This window comes from Mesorhizobium sp. BAC0120, assembly GCF_033542235.1.
Taxonomy (GTDB): Bacteria; Pseudomonadota; Alphaproteobacteria; order Rhizobiales; family Rhizobiaceae; genus JAWRCU01.
In genome coordinates, this window is the sequence record NZ_JAWRCU010000015.1 from 1 (window position 1) to 21,039 (window position 21,039).

Sequence of the window (21,039 nt, forward strand, 5' to 3'; positions counted from 1 at the left end):
CTTCGAGCGCCGCCACATCGGCGCAATCGAACGCCCACCGCCCGTCAATCCAAGCAAAAGGAAGCCGACTTGCTCCCCGCATCAGATGAGCTTCGCATATGCATAATTTTCCCCGGACAGCCCTGCATAAACGGGGAGAAGGGAAAGCCTGCGCCCTACGCATCACTTACTCCGCCGCCTCCAGCCGTCCCTCAATACGCCGGCTGCGGCGTGAAAGAGCCACATAGTCCTCCTGCCACTCGGTCGGACCGTTGGAGGGGCTGACCTGCACTGCGGTCACCTTGTATTCGGGGCAGTTGGTCGCCCAGTCCGAATATTCGGTGGTCACCACGTTGGCCTGCGTGTTGGGGTGGTGGAAGGTGGTGTAGACCACGCCCGGCGCCACGCGCTCCGTGATCAGCGCGCGCAGCGTCGTCTCGCCGGCGCGGCTCTGCACCCTGACCCAGTCGCCCTCGCGGATGCCGCGGTTCTCGGCATCGAACGGATGGATCTCCAGCCGATCCTCATCGTGCCACACCACATTGTCCGTACGCCTGGTCTGCGCCCCGACATTGTACTGAGAAAGGATACGCCCGGTGGTCAAAAGCAACGGGAAGCGCGGACCGGTCTTCTCGTCCGTCGCTACATATTCGGTTCGGACGAACTTGCCCTTGCCGCGCACGAAGCCGCCAATATGCATGACCGGCGTACCGAGCGGCGCCTTTTCGTTGCAAGGCCACTGCACGGAGCCTTCGCGATCGATGAGGTCGAAAGTGACGCCGGCGAAGCTCGGCGTCGTCTTCGCGATCTCGTCCATGATCTCGGATGGGTGCGTGTAGTTCCAGGCGAGCCCCATCGTTTGCGCGAGCCTCTGCGTCACCTCCCAGTCGGCGAACCCGTTCTTCGGCTCCATGATCTTGCGCACGCGGTTGATGCGGCGCTCGGCATTGGTGAAGGTGCCGTCCTTTTCGAGGAAGGTCGAGCCCGGCAGGAAGACGTGGGCATAATTCGCAGTCTCGTTGAGGAAGAGGTCGTGGACGACCACGCACTCCATCGCCTCGAGGCCGGCCGCGACATGCGCGGTGTTCGGGTCGGACTGCAGGATGTCCTCGCCCTGGATATAGATGCCCTTGAAGGTGCCGTCGACGGCGGCATCAAGCATGTTGGGGATGCGTAGTCCCGGCTCCTCGTCGAGCTTCACGCCCCACAGGCTCTCATAGATGGCCCGCGTCGCCTCGTCGGAGATGTGGCGGTAGCCCGGCAGCTCATGCGGGAAGGAGCCCATGTCGCACGAGCCCTGCACGTTGTTCTGGCCGCGCAGCGGGTTCACGCCGACACCCGGCCGGCCGATATTGCCGGTCGCCATGGCGAGGTTGGCGATCGCCATTACGGTGGTCGAGCCCTGGCTGTGCTCGGTGACGCCGAGACCGTAATAAATCGCCCCGTTGCCGCCTTTCGCATAGAGCCGCGCCGCCTTTCGAATAGTCTCCGCCGGCACGCCGGAGATCTTCTCGACCTCCTCCGGGCTGTGCTGCGGCTCGGCGACGAAAGCCGCCCAATCCTCGAACTCGGACCAGTCACAGCGCTCGCGGATGAACTTCTCGTCGTAGAGCCCTTCTGTGACGATGACATGCGACAGAGACGTCACGACAGCGACGTTGGTGCCGGGCTTCAGCGGCAAATGATAAGCGGCCTCGACATGCGGCGTGCGCACCATGTCGATGCGACGAGGGTCGATGACGATGAGCTTCGCGCCCTCTTTTCCTGGAGAACCGCGAAGCCGCTTCTTGAGCCGCGAAGCAAAGACCGGATGAGCGTCGGTCGGGTTGGCGCCGATGATCATCACCACGTCGGTATGCTCGACGGAATCGAAATCCTGGGTGCCGGCCGAGGTGCCGAAAGTGGTCTTTAGCCCATAGCCGGTCGGCGAGTGGCAGACGCGCGCGCAGGTGTCGACATTGTTGTTGCCGAAGCCTTGCCGGACCAGCTTCTGGACGAGGTACGTCTCTTCATTGGTGCAGCGGGACGAGGTAATGCCGCCGACCGCGCCGCGGCCATACTGGTACTGGATGCGGCGGAACTCCTTGGCGACATGGGCGTAGGCCTCATCCCAGCTGACCTCGCGCCACGGATCGGTGATCTTCTCGCGGACCATGGGGTTCAGGATACGGTCCTTGTGGGTGGTATAGCCCCAGGCGAAGCGGCCCTTCACGCAGCTATGGCCGCGATTGGCCTTGCCGTCCTTGTAAGGCACCATGCGCACCACCTCGTCGCCGCGCATTTCGACCTTGAACGAGCAGCCGACGCCGCAATAGGCGCAGGTAGTGACCGCCGAATGAGTCGGTCGGCCCATCTTGAGCACGGATTTCTCGCGCAGCGCGTCGGTCGGGCAGGCCTGGACACAGGCGCCGCAGGAGACGCATTCGGACTCGACGAAGCTTTCCGACATGCCCGCCGCGACACGGGATTCGAAGCCGCGGCCGGTGATCGTCAGCGCGAAGGTGCCCTGCACCTCCTCGCAGGCGCGCACGCAACGCGAGCAGACGATGCATTGCGAGGCGTCGTAGGTGAAGTAGGGGTTGGATTCGTCGCGGGCGATGTAGTCGATGTTCAGCGATCCGTTGCCGGGCGCCACGTGGTTGCGCCCGTCGATGCCGTAGCGGTTCTCGGTCAGGCCGACCGACTTCACGACATGATCGAACTCGCTGCCGCCCGTACCGGCCGCGATGTCGAAACCGCTCGGATGATCGGAGACGTAGAGTTCCATCACGCCTTTGCGGATGCGGTCCAGCCGCTCCGTCTGCGTGTTGACCACGATGCCTTCCGCGACCGGGGTGGTGCAGGAGGCGGGCGTGCCGGCACGTCCCTCGATCTCGACCAGGCAAACGCGGCAGGAGCCAAAGGCATCCAGCATGTCGGTGGCGCAGAGCTTCGGGATTTCCACCCCGGCGTCCATTGCCGCGCGCATGATCGAGGTGCCTTCCGGAACGGTCACGGCGCGGCCGTCGATGGTGAGCGTCACCGCCTTTTCTGACTTCGATGCCGGCGTGCCGTAATCGGTTTCTTCTATCAGCGTATTCACGTCGAATCTGGCATTCATGGCTACCGCTCCTATTCCGCGGCTTCCCGCACGGGGTGCGGCCGGAAATCCTCAGGGAAATGCGTGAGCGCGCTCATGACCGGATAAGGAGTAAAACCCCCGAGCGCGCAAAGCGATCCAAACTTCATGGTGTTGCAAAGGTCGGTGACGAGCTCGATCTGCTTCTGCGGTTCGATATTAGCTGCGATCCTGTCGAGCACTTCCACGCCACGCGCCGAGCCGAGCCGGCACGGCGTACATTTGCCGCAGCTTTCGATCGCGCAGAACTCCATGGCGAAGCGCGCCTGCTTGAGCATATCCACCGTGTCGTCGAAGACGACGATACCCGCATGGCCGATCAGCCCGTCCTTGGCGGCGAAGGCCTCGTAATCGAACGGCGTGTCGAACAGCTCGCGCGGGAAATATGCGCCGAGCGGCCCGCCAACCTGCACGGCCTTTACTGGCCGGCCGCTCCTGGTGCCGCCGCCGATCTCGTCGACGATCTCGCCTAGCGTCAAGCCGAAAGCCGCTTCGAACAGGCCGCCATGCTTGACGTTGCCGGCGATCTGGATCGGAATCGTGCCGCGCGAGCGGCCCATGCCGAAATCCTTGTAGAAGGTGCTGCCCTTGTCGAGGATGACGGGCACCGAGGCGAGCGAGATGACATTGTTGATCACCGTCGGCTTGCCGAACAGGCCCTTGTGGGCCGGCAGCGGCGGCTTGGCGCGCACAAGGCCGCGCTTGCCCTCAAGGCTCTCGAGCAGTGAGGTCTCCTCGCCGCAGACATAGGCGCCTGCGCCGACGCGCACCTCCATGTCGAAGGCATATGCCGAGCCGAGCACGCTTTGGCCCAGCACGCCGGCCTTGCGCGCTGCGGCGATCGCCTCGTTCATGATCGCAGCCGCGTGCGGATATTCCGAGCGAATATAGACGTAACCCTTGGTCGCGCCGACCGCGATGCCCGCGATCGCCATGCCTTCGATCAGCACGAAGGGGTCGCCCTCCATGATCATGCGGTCGGCAAAGGTGCCGCTGTCGCCTTCGTCGGCATTGCAGACGATGTATTTCTGGATGCCGGTTCCAGTATCGAGCACCGTCTTCCATTTGATGCCGGTCGGGAAGCCGGCGCCGCCGCGGCCGCGCAGGCCGGATTCGGTGACTTCCCTGACGATATCGGCCGGCGCCATCGTGATGGCCTTGCGCAGGCCCTTCATCCCTTCATGCGCCTGATAGTCATCGAGCGAGACTGGGTCGATGATACCGCAGCGGGCGAAGGTGAGCCGCGTCTGTTTCGCCAGGAATTGAATGTCGCGCGGCTTGCCGAGCCAGCGCCTGTGCTGTCCGCCGGAAAGGAATCCGCAATCGAACAGCGACTTCACATCGGACGGCTTTACCGGCCCGTAGGCGATGCGGCCCTTGTCGGTGCGCACCTCGACCATCGGCTCCAGCCAGTAGAGGCCGCGTGAGCCGTTGCGCACGATACGCGCGTCGATGCCGCGCTCGGCGATCTCCTTCTCGATGGCCTTGGCGACCTTCTCGGCGCCCAGCGCAAGTGCACCGGAATCGCGAGGGACGTAGATTGTCACGCTCATGCCTGCACCTCGGCCACGATCTCGTCGATCTTCTCGGCGTCGAGCCGGCCGATCACCTCGCCATCCAGCATGGCCGACGGCGCACACGCGCAGAGCCCGAGGCAGTAGACCGGCTCGAGCGTTACGGAGCCGTCCTTGGTGGTCTCGTGGAAGTCGATGCCGAGCAACTGCTTCAGCCTGGCCGTCGTGGCATCGGAGCCCATCGACTGGCAGGCTTCGGCCTGGCACAGCTTCAGCACGTGCCGCCCCGCGGGTTGGCTGCGATAATCGTGGTAGAAAGTGACGACGCCATGCACTTCGGCGCGCGACAGGTTGAGGGCGTTGGCGATGACCGGGAGCGTCTCCTGCGGCACATAGCCGAATTCTGCCTGAATGCCGTGCAGAATCGGCAACAGCGGGCCCTCCAGGCCCCTGAGGCCTTCAATGATCGCCAACGTGCGTTCGGCGATCCCGGTACTTGCCTGCTGCACCGCCATGCAGCGCCCTCCCACGGATTGATGATCTTGAGGGACGAAAACAGAACGCCTGGACACGATCAATATCACGAAATCGTTGGTTGATAGGAATTCTCTATTGAAACGGCCCTAGCTCCGCGGCGATCAGCCTTGCCTCATGAAGAAGGGCCGAGACCAAGGGCGTGTGCGGTTCGCGGTGAGCGGCAACCAGTCCGACAATGTGGCTGGCGTCGGGCTCGACGATCGGGATGGCGCGGATCGGCTCCACGAAGCCGAATGTCTCGGCAAGGTTGAGCGGCATGATCGACGACCATTTTCCCGTGCGGATATGCGAGAAGAGCACGATCATCGAGTTCGATTCGAGCGTGGGTCGCGGCACGACGCCGACCTCTTCGAGATGCCGGTTGATGATGCGCCGGTTCTGCATATCGGGTGTGAGCAGGCAGAGCGGCAGCGCGGCGACCTCGCGCCAGGTCACCGAGTTGCACTCCGAATAGGGATTCCCTGCCGCGGTGATGAGCTGATAGCGCTCCGAATAGAGCGGCACGCTTGCCACGCGCCCGAGCGGCTCGTTTTCGAGATAGGTGATGCCGACATCGATCTCGAAGTTCTGGAGAAGCGTCAGCACTTCGATCGAAGTGCGTGACAGGATCGAGAAAGTGACGCTCGGGTGCTTGGAGCGGAAAGGCGTGGTGAGCCTGGGCGTCATGGCGAGAGCGGTCGGGATTGCCGCGATGCGCACGTGGCCGGCAAGACCGCGCCGTGCCGCCTTCATCTCCTCGCGCATTGTGCGCGCATCGCCGACGATGCGGCGCGCCCATTCCAGCACGCGCTGGCCTTCCGGCGTCAGTCCCTGGAAGCGCGAGCCGCGCTGCACCAGCATGACGCCGAGCGTGTCCTCGAGCTGCTTGATGCCGGCCGACAGCGTCGGCTGGGTGACGCCGCACTCCTCGGCCGCGCGGCCGAAATGCTCCGCCTTGGCGAGCGCGATGAAGAACTCGAGCTTGTCGATCATGCCGGAAGGCTAACCGGCAAAACCGACCTACGCTATAAGCGTAAGCGACATCGCCTTGCGCGAAATGGCTCGGTGGAAATGGTCGTCGTTACCACCGCTCCCATGAGGCGAAGGGGGTGAATGGGAACCTTCAGCCCGAGTAGTAGAAGCGCTCCTCGACGATCTTGTCGTCATTTACCGTGTAGAGGCCGACCTCGTCCATCTTGACGCGCTCGCCCGTCTGCTTGCTGGTAATGTCCATCATGAAACGGACGGCGAACTGGTCGCCATTGACATAGGGCCCTTCGACAGAGGCGCCGTGGACTTCGTGGTTCGCGGACCACCAATCGCCTTTCTGCTTGACGGCATCCTTGCCTCTGCAGACCGCCATGGGGCCTTCCATGGCCTCGTAGCTCACGATGTCGTCGGCATTGTATTTCGCCGCAGCTCCTGCATGGTCGCCCTGCTTGAGGAGGTCGGTAAAAGCCTTAGCAAGCTCCGCTGTGGTCATGAGCGATTCCTCCATGATGAGACAGCCAGGTTCTGGGCTAAACATTACCACCGATGCTCTGCGGACGACATCACGTGCTCGATGTCAGGTGACAACTCGGCTCATCGGAACCAGACCCGGTCAGACGCGGAATGGAATCATGGCTCTGACGCGCGGGTCGCGCAGATAGAGCCCGCCCCAGGCGAGCAGGCCTAGATAGAGGCCGAACAGGAGGTGTGTGAAGACCGGGCTTTCGACCCTGAGATGGGCGGCGATCGCACCGCCGAACACGCCCGTCAGCAAGATCGCGCCGAGCACCGAAGTCCGCGACCAGCCATAGAGCACGATCGAGACGATCTCGACTATGCCGATCCCCCTGGCGAGTGCGGCCGTGCTGGGATAGCCAAGCTCAGCCATCGTATCGATTACCGGCTGGATCGGGATCAGCTTGATGCCCGCGTCGAAGATCATGAACAGGATGACGATCCCGCTCATCACGCGTCCAGTCCAGAGCGCCGCGCCAGAGCCGCTTTCTCTTTCGATGGCTTCCATGAAATTTCCTCCGCTTTCTCCCGAAGTGACCCGGCGGCCGCGGCGAATGTCGCCGGTCCGCCGAAGTGTCCCTCCAGCGCACAGACTTACATCAGGCCGAGCTGCTTGAAGAAGCCCAGTGCATCGTAATAGTCGCTCTGCGAGGCGATCTTCCCGTCCTTGGTGTCGAACACAGAGGCCCCCGCGAACGAGAACTTCTTGCCTGTTGCGGCCGTACCGTCGGCCCATTTCCCGGTGTTGGTGCCGGAAAACTCCCATTCGAAGGCGACGCGGTCGCCCTGAACGATAGGCTCGCCCTTCACCTTCCACACCGCATCGGGGACAGCATTGAGGAAATTATCGATGACGCCGGCCTTGGCGGCCTCGCGGCCCTCGATCGGCTTGCCGACGGAGGCGTCATAATAGACGACTTTTTCCGCGAAATAGCTTGCGGCCTTTGCCGAGTCGTGTGCGTTCCAGGCCTCGACATAGGCTTTCACCACAGCGTCGGCGCTTTCGGCGGAGAAGGCAGTCGAGGCGGTAAGGGAAGCGGCGGCCAATGCCGCGGCTGTCATGAACTGGCGGCGATGCATGTTCGTTCTCCTCCTGTTGAGATTATCCGTGCGCGACCATCACGTGGCGTACGGCCGTGTAGTCCTCCAGCGCATAGAGCGACATGTCCTTGCCGTAGCCGGACTGCTTCAGCCCGCCATGCGGCATCTCGTTGCAAAGCATGAAATGCGTGTTGATCCAGGTGCAGCCATATTGCAGCCGTGCCGCGGTCGGCATGGCCCGCGAGACGTCCTTCGTCCACACCGAGGAGGCGAGCCCGTAGTCGCTATCGTTCGCCCACGCTACCGCCTCGTCGACATCCCCGAAGCGCGTGACGGAAACCACCGGCCCGAACACCTCGCGCCGCACGATCTCGTCCTCCTGCAGGGCGCCTGCCACAACGGTCGGCTGGTAGAAGAAGCCCTTGCCTTCGGCCGGTTTGCCGCCAGTCGTGATATCGATGTGCTTCAATTCGGACGCGCGCTCGACGAAGGAGGCGACTCGGTCGCGCTGACGCTGGGAGATCAACGGCCCGATCTCATTCTTAGTGTCGTCGGGCTCGGCATATTTGATGGACGCGACGGCCGAGGAGAGATCGGCGACCAGCTTGTCGTAGATCTTCTTGCCGGCATAGATACGGCAGGCTGCCGTGCAGTCCTGCCCTGCATTGTAATAGCCGAATGCGCGCAGGCCGGTGACGACCGCATCGAGGTCGGCGTCGTCGAAGACTATCACCGGCGCCTTGCCGCCGAGCTCGAGATGCGTGCGTTTCACGCTCTTCGCCGCCGCCTGCAGCACCTTCTTGCCGGTCGCGACATCGCCGGTGATCGAGATCATGTTGACCCTGGCATGGTTGATGAGCGCATTGCCGACCGTCTCGCCGCGCCCGAGCACGACATTGACCACGCCTTCCGGCAGTATCTCGGACAGGATCGTGGCAAGCTTCAGTGCCGTGAGCGGCGTCTGCTCGGAGGGCTTGAAGACGACCGTGTTGCCGCCGCCGATCGCCGGCGCCAGCTTCCAGGCCATCATCATGAGCGGGTAGTTCCATGGCGCGATGGACGCCACGATGCCGATCGGGTCGCGGCGGATCATCGAGGTGAAGCCCGGCAGATATTCGCCGGCCACCTGGCCCGGCATCGAGCGCACCGCGCCGGCAAAGAAGCGCCAGCAATCGACGATCGCCGGGATCTCGTCATTGAGCACGGCATTGATCGGCTTGCCGCAGTTGAGCGCTTCCAGCGCCGCGAATTCCTTGGCCTCGGCCTCGATACGATCGGCGATCTTGAGCAGATGCACGGAGCGCTGCGCCGGCGTCGTGCGCGACCATGTCGCGAAAGCCTTCTCGGCCGCTGCCACAGCGGCCTCGATCTGCGCCTGGCTCGCCTCCGGCATGCCAAGGATCGTCTCGCCGGTCTTGGGATTGAGGATCTGCTCCTCGGTCTCCGTGCCCTTCTCGAATTTCGACCCGATCAGCATCTCGGTCTGCATTTGATTCTCTCCCTTGCGATCCAGTTGTTATCCGCTCGCGCTTGGGCGGTGACGCCAAGCTGGAGGACCCCTCATCCGTCGCCTTCGGCGACACCTTCTCCCACAAGGGGAGAAGGGGAGTCTTGGCATTGAGGCACCTGCAAATCGCCGATGTTGGAGATTGGCAAAGACGCAAAATGCAACGCTTCCCCTTCGCCCCTTGTGGGAGAAGGTGGCTCGGCGCGCAGCGCCGAGACGGATGAGGGGTACTCCAGCGTGGCACCCTCCTTTCATTTCCCACCCCCAGCGATCTGGTCGCCCTCGCGGGTGAGGTAATAGGCGGCAAGGATCGGCAGCAGCGTCACCAGCACCACGACCATCGCCACGACATTGGTCACCGGCCGCTGGCGCGGACGCACCAGCTCTTCGAGCATCCAGATCGGCAGTGTCTGCTGCTGGCCGGCCGTGAAGGTCGTTACGATCACTTCGTCGAAGGAGAGCGCGAAGGCGAGCATGCCGCCAGCGAGCAGCGCAGTCGCGATATTGGGCAGCACCACGTAGCGGAATGTCTGGAACCCGTCGGCCCCGAGATCCATGGAGGCCTCGACCATGGAGCCGGAGGTGCGGCGGAAGCGAGCGACCGCATTGTTGTAGACAACCACCACGCAGAAAGTCGCGTGGCCGAGCACGATGGTCCACAGCGAGAACGGAATCTCCATCAGGCTGAACGCGGAGCGGAGCGCGATGCCGGTGATGATGCCGGGCAGCGCGATCGGCAGGATCACGAGGAGCGAGATCGTCTCGCGGCCGAAAAACCGCGAGCCGGAGACGGCGGCCGCACAGAGCGTGCCGAGCACCAGAGCAATGGCCGTGGAGATCGCCGCCACCATGATCGAGAGCTGCAGCGCGGCCCAGACGTCTGGCCGGTTCCACGCGACGGCGAGCCAGCTCGTGGTCAGGCTGGGCGGGGGCCATGCATAGCTCTTCTCCTCGGTCGTGAAGGCGTAGACGAAGATCAGGAGGATCGGCAGATGCAGGAAGGCGAGCCCGGCCGCGGCGGCGATCTTCAGGCTCAGAGGAGCGGATTGTGGCCGGTCAGAGCGCATGGGAGGTCCCCTGTGCGAACTCACAGCGCATCGAACGCCCCCAGCCTTTTGGCGCCCCAGAGATAGAACCCCATCACCACGATGGGCACGACCGTGAAGGCGGCCGCGAGCGGAATGTTGCCGGCCGTGCCCTGCTGCGCGTAAACGGCCTGACCAATGAAGAGCCGGGACGTGCCGATGATCTGCGGGATGATGTAGTCGCCGAGCGTGAGCGAGAAGGTGAAGATCGAGCCGGCAACGACGCCCGGCAGCGCCAGCGGCAGGATCACATTGCGGAAGGTTTGCCCTGGTGAAGCGCCGAGGTCGGAGGACGCTTCGATAAGATTTGCCGGCACCCGCTCGAGCGCAGCCTGGATCGGCAGGATCATGAACGGCAGCCAGACATAGACGAAGACAATGAAGGTGCCCGTGAACGAGACCGACAGCGAGTTTCCGCCGACGATCGGGAGCGCCAGCCAGGCATCGAGCAGCCAGGAAAGACCGATGCGCTCGGCGAGCCAGGTCAGGATGCCTTCCTTGGCGAGGATCAGCTTCCAGGCGTAGATCTTGACCAGATAGCTCGACCACAGCGGCAGCATGACGCCGAGATAGAACAGAGCTTTCCAGCGCCCGCGCGCATAGCGCGCCGCGTAATAGGCAATCGGGAACGCGACGATCGCCGAGGCGGCGGTCACCAGCGCCGCCATGGTCACAGTGCGTAGGATGATGTCGTAATTGGCCGGCTGGAAAAGGTCGCCATAGGTCTTCAGCGTGAACTCGTGATTGATGAGGCCGGAATATTCATCGATCGAGAAGAAGCTCTGGATCAGCAGCGCCAGGAGCGAGCCGACATAGACGATCCCAAGCCACAACAGCGGCGGCGCCAGCATCAGGAGGAGCAGGATTCCCGGCCGCTTCCAGAAGAGATCGGAGAGCACGCCGGAGAGGCCGCGGCGGCTGGGCAGGATGGCTGACGCTGGGCGGGGGGCAGGGAGCGCGGCGTCGCTCATGACGCGGTCTCCCGCTTTCCGGATAGTTCAGAGTCCTGCGCGCCCCCCTCTGTCCTGCCGGACATCTCCCCCACGAGGGGGGAGATTGGACGGCCGCTTCGTCCGGCGCCTAGCTTGCAACGCCGGCGATTGGCGAAACCGTAAAGGAGGGCCAATCTCCCCCCTTGTGGGGGAGATGTCCGGCAGGACAGAGGGGGGCAACGTAGGGCGCCGCGCCGTAAGCTATGGAGGCCCATCACCCCTCCTCCATCAGATGGAGCTGCTCGCGGTCGAAGGTGAGCGTCACCGCTTCGCCCTCGGCTGGCACGGCAGCGCCGGCCGGCACTGTTGCGTGGAGCCGCAGGCCTTCGGCGTCCAGCGCGATCTTGGTCGCCGCGCCGAGATAGTTGAGCGATACCACCCGTGCTGGCACGCCTTCGCCGTTCGCCGGCCACGCGACCCGGATCGCCTCCGGCCTGAGGCTCGCCCAGCGGCGCTCTCCGCCACAGCGTTGCACGAAATCGGGCGGCAGCACGTTGGAGGAGCCGACGAAGTCGGCGACGAAGCGCGTGGCCGGACGCTGATAGATGTCCTGCGGCGTGCCCACCTGCATGATCCTGCCGTCGTTGAAGACGGCGACGCGGTCGGCCATCGACAATGCCTCACCCTGGTCGTGGGTGACGAAGATGAAGGTGACGCCGAGCGATTTCTGCAAGAGCTTCAATTCCTCCTGCATGTTCTCGCGCAGCTTGAGGTCGAGCGCGCCGAGCGGCTCGTCGAGCAGCAGCACTTTCGGCCGATTGACCAGCGCGCGGGCGAGAGCGACGCGCTGGCGCTGGCCGCCGGAGAGTTGGCCCGGCCGACGCGTGCCATAGCCTGGCAGCCGCACGAGCTCGAGCGCCTGCTCGGCCGCCTTCAGGCGCTCCGTTTTGGCCACGCCTTTCACCATTAGCCCGTAGGCGACATTGTCGATGACGTTGAGATGCGGAAATAGCGCATAGTCCTGGAAGACCGTGTTGACGTTGCGCCGGTAGGGCGGGACGCCGTCGGCGCGCTCGCCAAAAATCTCGATATGTCCCGCTGTCGGCCGCTCGAAGCCGGCAATCAGGCGCAGACACGTCGTCTTGCCGGACCCGGACGGCCCGAGCATTGCGAAAAATTCGCCAGGCACGACCTCGAGATCGACGCCGTCGACGGCGCGCACCTGGCCGAAATGGCGCGAAACTTGTCTGAAGGAGACGGCGGGGGTCATGTCCGAAAATCGTTCTCGCTCACACCGGAGGCAGCGCTGAGCTGGCGAGGTATGCGCCGCCCCTCACCCTTACCCTCTCCCCGTGAAGAACGGGGAGAGGGGGCGCCGGCGTTGCGGCCAGCCTCCTTCCCCCCGTGATTCACGGGGAGAAGGCGCCAGCACGCGGATGAGGGGCAGCGCCGCCCTAGCCGGTTGGGCTCGTACTCACCGCCCTCCGATCACCGCGATGTAGTCCGTCGTCCAGCGATAATACGGCACACACTGGTCCTGAGTGCCGCATTTCGAGACTGGCGTCCTCCAGAACTTGATCTTATCGAAATTCTCGAAACCGTTGGTCTTGCAACCCTCGTCGGTCAAAAGCTCGTTGCCCTTGCAGGCAGCAGGGACCGCCGGCACCGAGCCGAACCAGGCGGCGAGATCGCCTTGCAGCTTCGGCGAAAGCGAATGTTCGAGCCACATATAGGCGCAGTTCGGGTTGGCCGCGTTGGCATGCAGCATGGTGGTGTCGGCCCACCCCGTGGCCCCTTCTTCGGGAATGGTCGATGCGATCGGCTGCTTCTCGCTTGCGAGCAGGTTCACCTGGAATGGCCATGAGCCGGAAGCGACGACGCCTTCATTCTTGAAGTCATCGACCTGGATCATGGCGTCGTGCCAGTAGCGGCTGACCAGCGTCCGCTGCTGCCGAAGCAGATCGACCGCAGCCTTGTATTGCTCTTCGTTCAGCTCGTAGGGGTCCTTGATGCCGAGCTCCGGCTTGTGGAACATCAGGTAGTTTGCTGCGTCCGCGATGTGGATTGCTCCATCATAGGCCTGTACGCGGCCCTTGTTCGATTTCCCGTCGGGCAGCGTCATCTCCTCGAAGACGACGTTCCAGCTTTTCGGTGCCTCCTTGAAGACGCTGGTGTTGTACATCAACACGTTCGGTCCCCACTGATAGGGCACGCCGTAATGGACACCGTTGACCGTGTGCCAGGGTGCGTCCTTCAGCCTGTCGTCGACCGTCGACCAGCTCTTGATCAGGTCGACATTGACCGGCTGCACCTGCTTGCCCGCAACCAGCCTTAGCGAAGCATCGCCCGAGGCGGTGACGAGATCGAAGCCGCCCTCATTCATGAGCGCGACCATCTCATCGGAAGTCGCTGCGGTCTTCACATTGACCTTGCAGCCGGTCTCCTTCTCGAACCCGGTCACCCAGTCATAGGCCTTGTCGGTCTCGCCGCGCTCGATATAGCCCGGCCAGGCAATGATGTTGACCTGCCCCTCTCCCTTGCCGATCTCCTTCAGCATCTCGGCGGCAAGGGCCTGGCCCGAGAAGGCGAGGGCGGCGGTCAGGGCAGTGCAGGATTTCAGGAACGATTTCATCGTCAATTCTCCCATTGGCAGGGGGCCGCTCTCGATCCCTCGGCGCACGACCGAATTGGCTGACGCGCTTATGGCGGCTTGGTCCCTGAAATCAGGGTGATACGAAATAGTCGCTTTCGCAAATTCATTTATCAGAAACGCGATATCGGTTTTTCCGATAGCGTATGGATAGATGCACAGGGGACAGTTTTATCCGCAGGAAAGCGCGACGAACGGAGGCTTGCGCTGGCGGAAAAAAGGTAAACTGTCCCCGGCGCTTCCTTGATCACGCCTCCGGTTCGACCCAGCCGTTCGGCGGTCCGAAGCCGGTCATTGCATCGGTCGGCCCCCAAGTCTTGGGCTCGTAGACATGTGGCTGCGTGGTGTCGTTGAGCACCGGCCCGACAATACGCCATGCGATCTCGCTGGCGTCCTGGCGGGTAAACAGCTGGGAGTTGCCGTTCATGGCGTCGCCGATCAGGCGCTCGTAAGGCTCTCTATCGCCCGCGGCGTTGTTCATTGCGCTGAGCTCGACCTGTTCGCCGACCATGGCATCGCCGGCCGCCTTGCGGCGCGCGCCGATGCCGATCGACATTTCCGGGGAGATGCGGAAGCGGAAGTAGTTGGCGTCTGCAGGGCGGATGTCGTCGAAAACGCCGAGCGGCGGCGGCTTCAGTTGCACCACCACTTCGGTCGCCCTGACCGGCAGCATCTTGCCTGCGCGGATAAAGAACGGCACGTCCTTCCAGCGCCATGTGTCGACGAAGAAGCGGACCGCCGCAAACGTCTCCACAGGCGAGTTGGGCGCGACGCCGGGCTCGTCGAGATAGCCCTTGAACTGGCCTCTCACGACGTCGCCTTTGGTCAGCGTGCGCACAGCCTTCAGCACCTGAACCTTCTCGTCGATCAGATCCTCGGCCGAGCGGGTGACGGGGGGCTCCATCGCCAGCAACAGCAGCACGTTGAGCAGATGGTTCTCGATCACGTCGCGGATCGCGCCGACCTCGTCGTAGAAGCGGCCGCGGCCCTGAATACCGAAATCCTCGGCCATGGTGATCTGCACGCTCTGAATGAAGTTGCGGTTCCAGATCGGTTCCAGGAAGGAATTGGCGAAGCGGAAATAAAGCAGGTTCTGGATCGCTTCCTTGCCGAGATAGTGGTCGATGCGGAAGATCGACTCTTCCTCGAACACGATATGCAGGACCCGGTTCAGCCAGCGTGCGGATTGCAGGTCGCGCCCGAACGGCTTCTCGACCATGAGGCGCGCCTCGGCGGCCCCGCCGGATTGTTCCAGCCCCTGCACCACGGGCTCGAACATGCTTGGCGGCACGGCGAGATAGTAGAGTGGGTACCGCGACGGCTCCATGGCCGCCCTGAGCTTGTCGAAGGTCGCCTGGTCTCGATAATCGCCGCTGACATACCGAAGCAAGGACGCGAACTTTGCGAAGACGCCTTCGTCGATGCTGCCGTTCGCCACGGTGATGCCGTCATGGGCGCGGGCCCGTAATTTCTCGACATCCCAATCGTCCAGCGCCACCCCGATTACCGGTTCGGTGAGCGTTCCCCGGCCGACCATGTCGTAGAGAGCCGGGAAGATCTTCTTGTGCGCGAGATCGCCGCTCGCGCCAAACAACACCAGACTATCTGATCGCACGGTCGCCATCCTCGGCGCCTCCATCTGCCCTGACTACGCCCCCGCCTTCGGCTTCTCGACATGTCCGCCGAAGGCATAGCGCATTGCCGAAATCAGCTTGTCGGCGAATTCGGATTCGCCCTGCGAGCTGAAGCGGTCGAACAACGATGCTGCAAGCACCGGCGCCGGCACCCCGGTGTCGATCGCGGCCTTCAATGTCCAACGCCCTTCGCCCGAATCCGAAACCCGCCCGCCGAATTGCGTCAGCGACGGGTCGTTCTTCAGGACGCCCGCCGTCAGATCGAGCAGCCAGGAGCCGATGACGCTGCCGTGTCGCCAGACCTCCGCGACTGCGGCAATGTCTATGTCGAACTGGTAGTATTGGGGCTGCTGCAGCGGGCTGGTTTCGGCATCTATGTCGCGATGCTCCTTGCCTGAATTGGCCGCCTTCAGGATGTTCATGCCCTCGGCATAGGCGGCCATGACGCCGTATTCGATCCCGTTGTGGACCATCTTCACGAAATGACCGGCGCCGCTCGGGCCGCAATGCAGGTAGCCGCGAGGGGCGGTGCCTAGGCCTTCTTCCGGCACCGGTGCTGCCGCGTCCCCTCCCGGCGCGAGCGTGGCGAAGATCGGATCGAGATGGCGCACCGCTTCGTCGGGGCCGCCGATCATCAGGCAATAGCCGCGCTCCAACCCCCACACGCCGCCGCTGGTGCCGACATCGACGAAGCAGATGCCTTTCGCCTTGAGCTTCGCGGCCTGATCGACCGCGTCGTGATAATGTGAGTTGCCGCCGTCGATGATGATGTCGTCGGCTTCCAGCAGTTCCGCGACCTGGTCGGCGATCTTGCCGGTGGTCGCGGCCGGCAGCATGAGCCAGACGCTGCGCGGTTTTGTCAGCTTGCCGATGAATTCCTCCATCGAAGCAGTCCCGAGCGCGCCTTCGCTGGTCAGCGCCTCAACACTTGCCGGATTGATGTCGTAGACGACGCATTCGTGCCCCGCGCGCATGAGACGGCGAACCATGTTCGCGCCCATCCTGCCCAGTCCCATCATACCGATCTGCATGTTTTCACCTCGCTCTCAGGAGGAATCCACAAGCTTGGAAAATGATCCTGACTTAAGCTTGGTTATCCATCATGACAGAGAAAACGCGTACTCCCAATGGAGTTGTTCCAACACTCACGACCTCTGCCTCATCAAGCGTTGCGATTGCGCGATACCGATGAAATCCCGCGCCGCTTGCGGCAAGCCCGAACCGCGCCGCCAAACCATGCCGACCTGCACGACCGGGAGCGAGCCCGAGACGTCCCGCTGCTCGATGCGGTCGCCCTCCAGCGACCACGGCCGATAGACGAGGTCCGGCAGCAAGGCGATGCCCGCGCCCGTGGCGACAAGGCTGCGCACGGCCTCTACCGAGCGCGTACGGAAGGCGACATGCGGCCGAGCGCCGAGCGCCACCAGAAGCTTGCCTGTGTTCTCCTCGATTTCGTCGACGGTGAGCATGATCAGCGGATCACGGGCGATGTCGTGGACGCTGATAATCTCGGCTCCGGCGAGGTGATGCCCGAGCGGGAGCCAGAGCCGGTAAGGTGACACCTCGATGATCTCGGCCTGCAGCGCCATGCGGTCGCGCAAATTCGAGATCACCATCACCGCCACATCCAGCTCGCCGCCGACGAGCAGATGCTCGAGATAGTCACCATTGTCCTCGATTGCGCTCACCTCGACGCCCGGAAAGGCGCGCCGATAGCGGGCGAGGATGTCGGAGAGCACATAGCCGGCGACGAGCGACGTGACGCCGAGCTGCAGGCGCCCGCCCGCCGTGGCCTCTCCCACAAAGCTCCTGCGCGCATCGGATACGCCGGCAAGGATCTTGGTGGCATGGCGCAGGAACTGGTGACCTTTATGCGTGATGTTGAGGCCACGCGGGTGACGCTCGAAGAGGGCGACGCCGAGGTCGCTCTCCAGTTCCTTGATCGCCTCCGTCACCGAGGATTGCGAAATCGACAGACTCTGTGCGGCGCGCGACACCGTGCCCTGCTCGGCGACGGCGACGAAGAACTGGAGCTGGCGAAGCGTGAAGGACATGGCCGGACTTAACTACGGCCCGATGCGGAAGGAAAGCCGCTGCTGTCCCGGACGGATTGACTCGACGCAAGTTCGTAACTAGAGGAGTTACAAAATATCGTAATCGGAAAAGTTACATGAAGCGCAACAGCCGGCTCTGCTCGATCCTCCACATCCTGGTCCACATGGCGGAAGCAAAAGACAGCGCACTGACCTCCGAGAAGCTCGCCGCCTTCATCAGCACCAATGCAGTGGTCGTGCGCAGGACCGCCGCTGGACTGCGGGAAGCCGGCATCGTGACATCATCGCGCGGGCATCAGGGCGGATGGCAGCTAGCGCGCCCGCCCGAGGAGATTACGCTTGCCGACATCAGCGCGGCGCTGGGCGAGAGCCTGCTGCCCTTCAGCACCGAGCGGGAAAGCCCGGGCTGCCTGGTGGAGGAAGCTGTCATCGCGGCGCTCGACGATTTCCGCAAGGAGGCTGAGCGGCTGCTGGCCGAAAGACTGGCCCGCATCACGCTGGCCGACCTTGCGGCGGACTTCCGCCGCCGCTTCGAATTGATCGGGGAGAGCACCCATGCAGCATGACGCAATCATAATCGGCGGCAGCTTCGCCGGGCTTTCGGCCGCCACGCAGCTGGCGCGGGCGCGCCGCAACGTGCTGGTTCTCGATGCGGGCGAGCCCCGCAACCGTTTTGCGGACCATTCACACGGCTTCCTCACGCAGGACGGCAGCACGCCGCAGGCGATCCGCGAAGAGGCCCGGCGCCAGCTCGCCGCATATCCGACTGCGGCGGTCTTCGAAACGCTCGCAGTAAACGCCGTGGCGACTGGCGAAGGCTTCGAGGTCGCGACCAATGGAGGCCGGACATTTGCCACCCGCAAACTGATCCTGGCGACCGGCATACGCGACACATTGCCTGCCGTTCCCGGCCTTGCCGAGCTGTGGGGCAGGCGCGTGCTGCATTGCCCATATTGCCACGGCTATGAAGTCGCCGGCGGGGTTCTGGGTGTGCTCGCGGCAGGTCCGACGGCTCTCCATCAGGCCATCCTCGTCGCCGAGTGGGGCGATGTCACGCTGTTCGGCAACGGAGCGTTCGAACCCGACAACGAACAGGTTGCGCAGATGCAGGAACGCAAATTGCGCTTCGAACGCGCGCCGGTCGTCGCTGTCGATGAGCGGAGCGGAGAGGGTGGATTGACAGTGGTGCTCTCCGACGGACGTAGCGCCAGGCTCGACGCCCTTTTCACTGCACCCAGGACCAGCATGGCGAGCCCGCTCGCCGAGCAGCTCGGCTGTGCCTTCGGCGATGGCATGATGGGCCCGTTCATCAAGGTCGACGAGCGGCAGCGAACGACTGTCCCATGCGTCTATGCCGCCGGTGATGCAGCGCGACCCAGCCATAACATCGCATTGGCGGTGGCCGACGGCGCCTGGGCCGGCATATGCGCCCATCAGTCGCTGGTTTTCGAATGAGCCTGTCTCAGGCGCCCGCCACAGTCAGCCGAGCTCCTGCTTCCCTGAGCGCAGCGACTATGTTCTCTGGCGGGGCGATATCGGTGACGAGCTCGTCGAAGCCGTCGAAGCCGCAGACCTGAACCAGCCCCTGCCGGCCGAATTTGGTGTGGTCGGTGACCACCATCCGGCGCGAACCGCGCGTCAGCACCATGCGCGCGAATTCTGCCTCGTCGAGGTCGTAGTCCATGATGCCCCGGCCGGCATCCACGGCGCCGATCGAGATCACCGCATGGGTCACGCTGAAGCGGCTGACGAACTCGATGGCCGACATGCCGAATGAGGCGCCGCTCTCGCTCCTGAGTTCCCCGCCTGCCATGTAGACTCTGTTGCCATTTACCGTCGCCAGCGTGCGGGCAATATCGGATGAGTTGGTGACGACGGTCAGCCGGCGATGGTTGATCAGCTCGCGCGCAAGGAAGCTCGTCGTCGCACCGGTGTCGAGCATGATCGACTCGCCGTCACGTATCGTTGCGGCGACGGCTTTGGCGATGGCGCGCTTGGCGTCGGCATTCTCGCGCATGCGCCGCTCGAACGGCGCTTCGCCGACGAAGGAGGGCAGCCCGATCGCGCCGTGCATCTTCAGCACTGCGCCGTCGCGCGTCAGCGGCTTCACGTCACGGCGCACGGTTTCCAGCGAGACCTCGAGCCGTGACGCCAGATCGGCGATTGTGATCGTACCTGCCTCGCCGACGAGGCGAAGAATTTCCGCGTGTCGCCTGGAATGTTTCGTCACCATCGAGCCGATGCCTTTGACCGAAGACGCAGGAATAGACTGTTTGCTTCCCCATCACCATTTCCGTTGCGTCGTCGCTCGGGACCGCCAGATTGTTGGTGTTCTAACGATATTGTTGGTATTCCATCAATTGCCCGAACCTGCTCGATCTTGCCGATCGCGATGGTTGGGTGCAAGCAAAACAGTCAAAAACCAACAGAGTGGCGTTGACTTTGGTCATAAGGCTGCCGAAATTGCTGGCCCGTGAACCGACTGGCCGATCCTTTCGTTCTCATTCAGGCAACCGCGGATCCGGCATCCCGGGGCCGGATGTGACTATGTCGGAAGACCTCATTCGCGCTCTGCCGATCTGGCGAGGCTCGATCTTCATCGAGCCGTTGAAGGGCGGTCTCTCCAACGAGAGTTGGTTGGTCAAGGACCGCGTCGGGCGTCATGTCGTGCGGCTCGGCAAGGATTATCCGTTCCACCATGTTTTCCGGGAACGCGAGATCATGACTGCGCGCGCCGCCGCCCAGGCCGGTTTCGCGCCGGAAGTGCGTTATTCCGAGCCGGGGGTCATCGTGACAGCCTATCTCGGCGCCAAGACTTATGGCGCTGAGGACGTGCGCGCCAATATCAAGCGCATTGCCCGCATCATGCGCAGCTTCCATGAAGAGATGCCGAGGCACGTCTCCGGCGCGGGCTTCATGTTCTGGCCGTTCCACGTAATCCGTGATTATGCGCGCACGCTGGAGGCGGCCAACAGTCGCATGACGCGGGCGCTCCCTTCCTACCTTGCGCTCGCCGAAGAGCTGGAGGCCGCGCAGACGGCGCTGCCGATCGTCTTCGGCCACAACGACCTCCTGCCGGCGAACTTCCTCGACGACGGCAAGCGGCTCTGGCTGATCGATTTCGAATATGCCGGCTTCTCGACCGCGATGTTCGACCTTGCGGGTGTGGCCTCCAATGCCAGCATGACTGCGGCGGAATCCGAGATGCTGCTCGCTGCCTATTTCGGCAGCGCTCCGAGCGCGGAGATCCGCCGTTCGCATGCGGCCATGCAATGCGCTTCGCTGCTGCGCGAGGCGATGTGGAGCATGGTCTCCGAGCTCCATCTCGACGCGCCCGGCGTCGACTACGTCGCCTATACCGACGAGAATCTCAGCCGGCTCGACGCGGCGCTGGACGCCTATCACTCAGCCTATGGAAAGTCGTGACTTGAGATGACGGCGCAAACTGAATCTGCAACGCAGCTGCTTCTTCGCAGCCCCATCCGGCCTGCCGGCAGGCAAGA

At 63.5% G+C, this 21,039-nt stretch carries 19 protein-coding genes; 3 read left to right on the forward strand and 16 right to left on the reverse strand.

All coding sequences use genetic code 11. The annotated features are described in order from the left end of the window. Positions 1-166 precede the first annotated feature (166 nt). The 15 genes from fdhF to SAZ10_RS26110 all read right to left on the reverse strand — a co-directional run bounded on the left by fdhF (position 167) and on the right by SAZ10_RS26110 (position 17,536). Positions 167-3,079, reverse strand: a complete 2,913-nt coding sequence (gene fdhF, locus SAZ10_RS26040; protein ID WP_318612330.1) for a formate dehydrogenase subunit alpha — start codon at positions 3,077-3,079, stop codon at positions 167-169. Between the two features lie 11 nt (positions 3,080-3,090). After that, positions 3,091-4,650, reverse strand: a complete 1,560-nt coding sequence (locus SAZ10_RS26045; protein WP_318612331.1) for an NADH-quinone oxidoreductase subunit NuoF — start codon at positions 4,648-4,650, stop codon at positions 3,091-3,093. Beyond that, a complete protein-coding gene (locus SAZ10_RS26050; RefSeq protein WP_318612332.1) occupies positions 4,647-5,126 on the reverse strand; it encodes a formate dehydrogenase subunit gamma in 480 nt (159 codons plus the stop codon). Before SAZ10_RS26050 ends, SAZ10_RS26045 begins: the two co-directional genes overlap by 4 nt. Before the next feature lie 94 nt (positions 5,127-5,220). Beyond that, complete coding sequence (locus tag SAZ10_RS26055; protein ID WP_318612333.1) at positions 5,221-6,120, reverse strand: LysR family transcriptional regulator; 900 nt, start codon at positions 6,118-6,120, stop codon at positions 5,221-5,223. A 130-nt stretch (positions 6,121-6,250) separates the two neighbouring features. Further along, complete coding sequence (locus SAZ10_RS26060) at positions 6,251-6,610, reverse strand: nuclear transport factor 2 family protein (protein WP_318612334.1); 360 nt, start codon at positions 6,608-6,610, stop codon at positions 6,251-6,253. A 120-nt stretch (positions 6,611-6,730) separates the two neighbouring features. Further along, on the reverse strand, positions 6,731-7,141 hold the full coding sequence (locus SAZ10_RS26065; RefSeq protein WP_318612335.1) for a DoxX family protein: 411 nt from the start codon (positions 7,139-7,141) through the stop codon (positions 6,731-6,733). 86 nt (positions 7,142-7,227) lie between these two features. Beyond that, entirely contained in the window at positions 7,228-7,713 is a 486-nt protein-coding gene (locus tag SAZ10_RS26070; protein WP_318612336.1) for an ester cyclase, read from the reverse strand. Between the two features lie 22 nt (positions 7,714-7,735). Beyond that, the gene (locus SAZ10_RS26075; protein ID WP_318612337.1) at positions 7,736-9,163 is read right to left on the reverse strand and encodes a gamma-aminobutyraldehyde dehydrogenase; all 1,428 of its coding nucleotides are present in this window, start codon (positions 9,161-9,163) and stop codon (positions 7,736-7,738) included. Positions 9,164-9,432: 269 nt separating this feature from the next. Beyond that, on the reverse strand, positions 9,433-10,248 hold the full coding sequence (locus SAZ10_RS26080; protein ID WP_318612338.1) for an ABC transporter permease: 816 nt from the start codon (positions 10,246-10,248) through the stop codon (positions 9,433-9,435). A 20-nt stretch (positions 10,249-10,268) separates the two neighbouring features. Further along, on the reverse strand, positions 10,269-11,237 hold the full coding sequence (locus SAZ10_RS26085) for an ABC transporter permease (RefSeq protein ID WP_318612340.1): 969 nt from the start codon (positions 11,235-11,237) through the stop codon (positions 10,269-10,271). Positions 11,238-11,472: 235 nt separating this feature from the next. After that, positions 11,473-12,468 carry an ABC transporter ATP-binding protein gene (locus SAZ10_RS26090; RefSeq protein ID WP_318612341.1) on the reverse strand — a complete coding sequence of 332 codons (996 nt, stop codon included), beginning with the start codon at positions 12,466-12,468 and terminating at the stop codon, positions 11,473-11,475. Between the two features lie 204 nt (positions 12,469-12,672). Further along, a complete protein-coding gene (locus SAZ10_RS26095) occupies positions 12,673-13,830 on the reverse strand; it encodes an ABC transporter substrate-binding protein (protein ID WP_318612342.1) in 1,158 nt (385 codons plus the stop codon). Between the two features lie 265 nt (positions 13,831-14,095). Then, on the reverse strand, positions 14,096-15,472 hold the full coding sequence (zwf, locus tag SAZ10_RS26100) for a glucose-6-phosphate dehydrogenase (RefSeq protein WP_318612344.1): 1,377 nt from the start codon (positions 15,470-15,472) through the stop codon (positions 14,096-14,098). A 24-nt stretch (positions 15,473-15,496) separates the two neighbouring features. Continuing rightward, positions 15,497-16,513, reverse strand: a complete 1,017-nt coding sequence (gene gnd / locus SAZ10_RS26105) for a phosphogluconate dehydrogenase (NAD(+)-dependent, decarboxylating) (RefSeq protein ID WP_318612345.1) — start codon at positions 16,511-16,513, stop codon at positions 15,497-15,499. A gap of 114 nt (positions 16,514-16,627) precedes the next feature. After that, complete coding sequence (locus tag SAZ10_RS26110) at positions 16,628-17,536, reverse strand: LysR substrate-binding domain-containing protein (RefSeq protein WP_318612346.1); 909 nt, start codon at positions 17,534-17,536, stop codon at positions 16,628-16,630. Between the two features lie 116 nt (positions 17,537-17,652). Between SAZ10_RS26110 and SAZ10_RS26115 the strand changes: the two genes are divergently transcribed. Both SAZ10_RS26115 and SAZ10_RS26120 read left to right on the forward strand, forming a co-directional pair. After that, positions 17,653-18,102, forward strand: coding sequence for an Rrf2 family transcriptional regulator (locus tag SAZ10_RS26115; protein ID WP_318612347.1), 450 nt, complete (start codon positions 17,653-17,655; stop codon positions 18,100-18,102). Then, positions 18,092-18,991 (forward strand): NAD(P)/FAD-dependent oxidoreductase, encoded by a 900-nt coding sequence (locus tag SAZ10_RS26120; RefSeq protein ID WP_318612348.1) that lies wholly within the window; start codon positions 18,092-18,094, stop codon positions 18,989-18,991. Before SAZ10_RS26115 ends, SAZ10_RS26120 begins: the two co-directional genes overlap by 11 nt. 7 nt (positions 18,992-18,998) lie before the next feature. On the opposite strand, the gene SAZ10_RS26125 is transcribed toward SAZ10_RS26120, so the two are convergent. Next, complete coding sequence (locus SAZ10_RS26125; RefSeq protein WP_318612349.1) at positions 18,999-19,769, reverse strand: DeoR/GlpR family DNA-binding transcription regulator; 771 nt, start codon at positions 19,767-19,769, stop codon at positions 18,999-19,001. A gap of 314 nt (positions 19,770-20,083) precedes the next feature. On the opposite strand from SAZ10_RS26125, the gene SAZ10_RS26130 reads away from it, so the two are divergent. Continuing rightward, entirely contained in the window at positions 20,084-20,962 is an 879-nt protein-coding gene (locus tag SAZ10_RS26130) for a phosphotransferase family protein (RefSeq protein ID WP_318612350.1), read from the forward strand. The last annotated feature ends 77 nt before the right edge of the window (positions 20,963-21,039 follow it).

What these genes read in the sequence shown, in the direction of transcription:
- SAZ10_RS26060 (WP_318612334.1), bottom strand. Translation starts at nt 6,610, where the DNA reads ATGACCACAGCGGAGCTTGCTAAGGCTTTTACCGACCTCCTCAAGCAG.
- SAZ10_RS26080 (WP_318612338.1), bottom strand. Translation starts at nt 10,248, where the DNA reads ATGCGCTCTGACCGGCCACAATCCGCTCCTCTGAGCCTGAAGATCGCC.
- SAZ10_RS26055 (WP_318612333.1), bottom strand. Translation starts at nt 6,120, where the DNA reads ATGATCGACAAGCTCGAGTTCTTCATCGCGCTCGCCAAGGCGGAGCAT.
- SAZ10_RS26125 (WP_318612349.1), bottom strand. Translation starts at nt 19,769, where the DNA reads ATGGTGACGAAACATTCCAGGCGACACGCGGAAATTCTTCGCCTCGTC.
- zwf (WP_318612344.1), bottom strand. Translation starts at nt 15,472, where the DNA reads ATGGCGACCGTGCGATCAGATAGTCTGGTGTTGTTTGGCGCGAGCGGC.
- SAZ10_RS26070 (WP_318612336.1), bottom strand. Translation starts at nt 7,713, where the DNA reads ATGCATCGCCGCCAGTTCATGACAGCCGCGGCATTGGCCGCCGCTTCC.
- SAZ10_RS26065 (WP_318612335.1), bottom strand. Translation starts at nt 7,141, where the DNA reads ATGGAAGCCATCGAAAGAGAAAGCGGCTCTGGCGCGGCGCTCTGGACT.
- SAZ10_RS26090 (WP_318612341.1), bottom strand. Translation starts at nt 12,468, where the DNA reads ATGACCCCCGCCGTCTCCTTCAGACAAGTTTCGCGCCATTTCGGCCAG.
- SAZ10_RS26115 (WP_318612347.1), top strand. Translation starts at nt 17,653, where the DNA reads ATGAAGCGCAACAGCCGGCTCTGCTCGATCCTCCACATCCTGGTCCAC.
- fdhF (WP_318612330.1), bottom strand. Translation starts at nt 3,079, where the DNA reads ATGAATGCCAGATTCGACGTGAATACGCTGATAGAAGAAACCGATTAC.
- SAZ10_RS26120 (WP_318612348.1), top strand. Translation starts at nt 18,092, where the DNA reads ATGCAGCATGACGCAATCATAATCGGCGGCAGCTTCGCCGGGCTTTCG.
- SAZ10_RS26130 (WP_318612350.1), top strand. Translation starts at nt 20,084, where the DNA reads ATGTCGGAAGACCTCATTCGCGCTCTGCCGATCTGGCGAGGCTCGATC.
- SAZ10_RS26050 (WP_318612332.1), bottom strand. Translation starts at nt 5,126, where the DNA reads ATGGCGGTGCAGCAGGCAAGTACCGGGATCGCCGAACGCACGTTGGCG.
- gnd (WP_318612345.1), bottom strand. Translation starts at nt 16,513, where the DNA reads ATGCAGATCGGTATGATGGGACTGGGCAGGATGGGCGCGAACATGGTT.
- SAZ10_RS26095 (WP_318612342.1), bottom strand. Translation starts at nt 13,830, where the DNA reads ATGAAATCGTTCCTGAAATCCTGCACTGCCCTGACCGCCGCCCTCGCC.
- SAZ10_RS26045 (WP_318612331.1), bottom strand. Translation starts at nt 4,650, where the DNA reads ATGAGCGTGACAATCTACGTCCCTCGCGATTCCGGTGCACTTGCGCTG.
- SAZ10_RS26085 (WP_318612340.1), bottom strand. Translation starts at nt 11,237, where the DNA reads ATGAGCGACGCCGCGCTCCCTGCCCCCCGCCCAGCGTCAGCCATCCTG.
- SAZ10_RS26075 (WP_318612337.1), bottom strand. Translation starts at nt 9,163, where the DNA reads ATGCAGACCGAGATGCTGATCGGGTCGAAATTCGAGAAGGGCACGGAG.
- SAZ10_RS26110 (WP_318612346.1), bottom strand. Translation starts at nt 17,536, where the DNA reads ATGTCCTTCACGCTTCGCCAGCTCCAGTTCTTCGTCGCCGTCGCCGAG.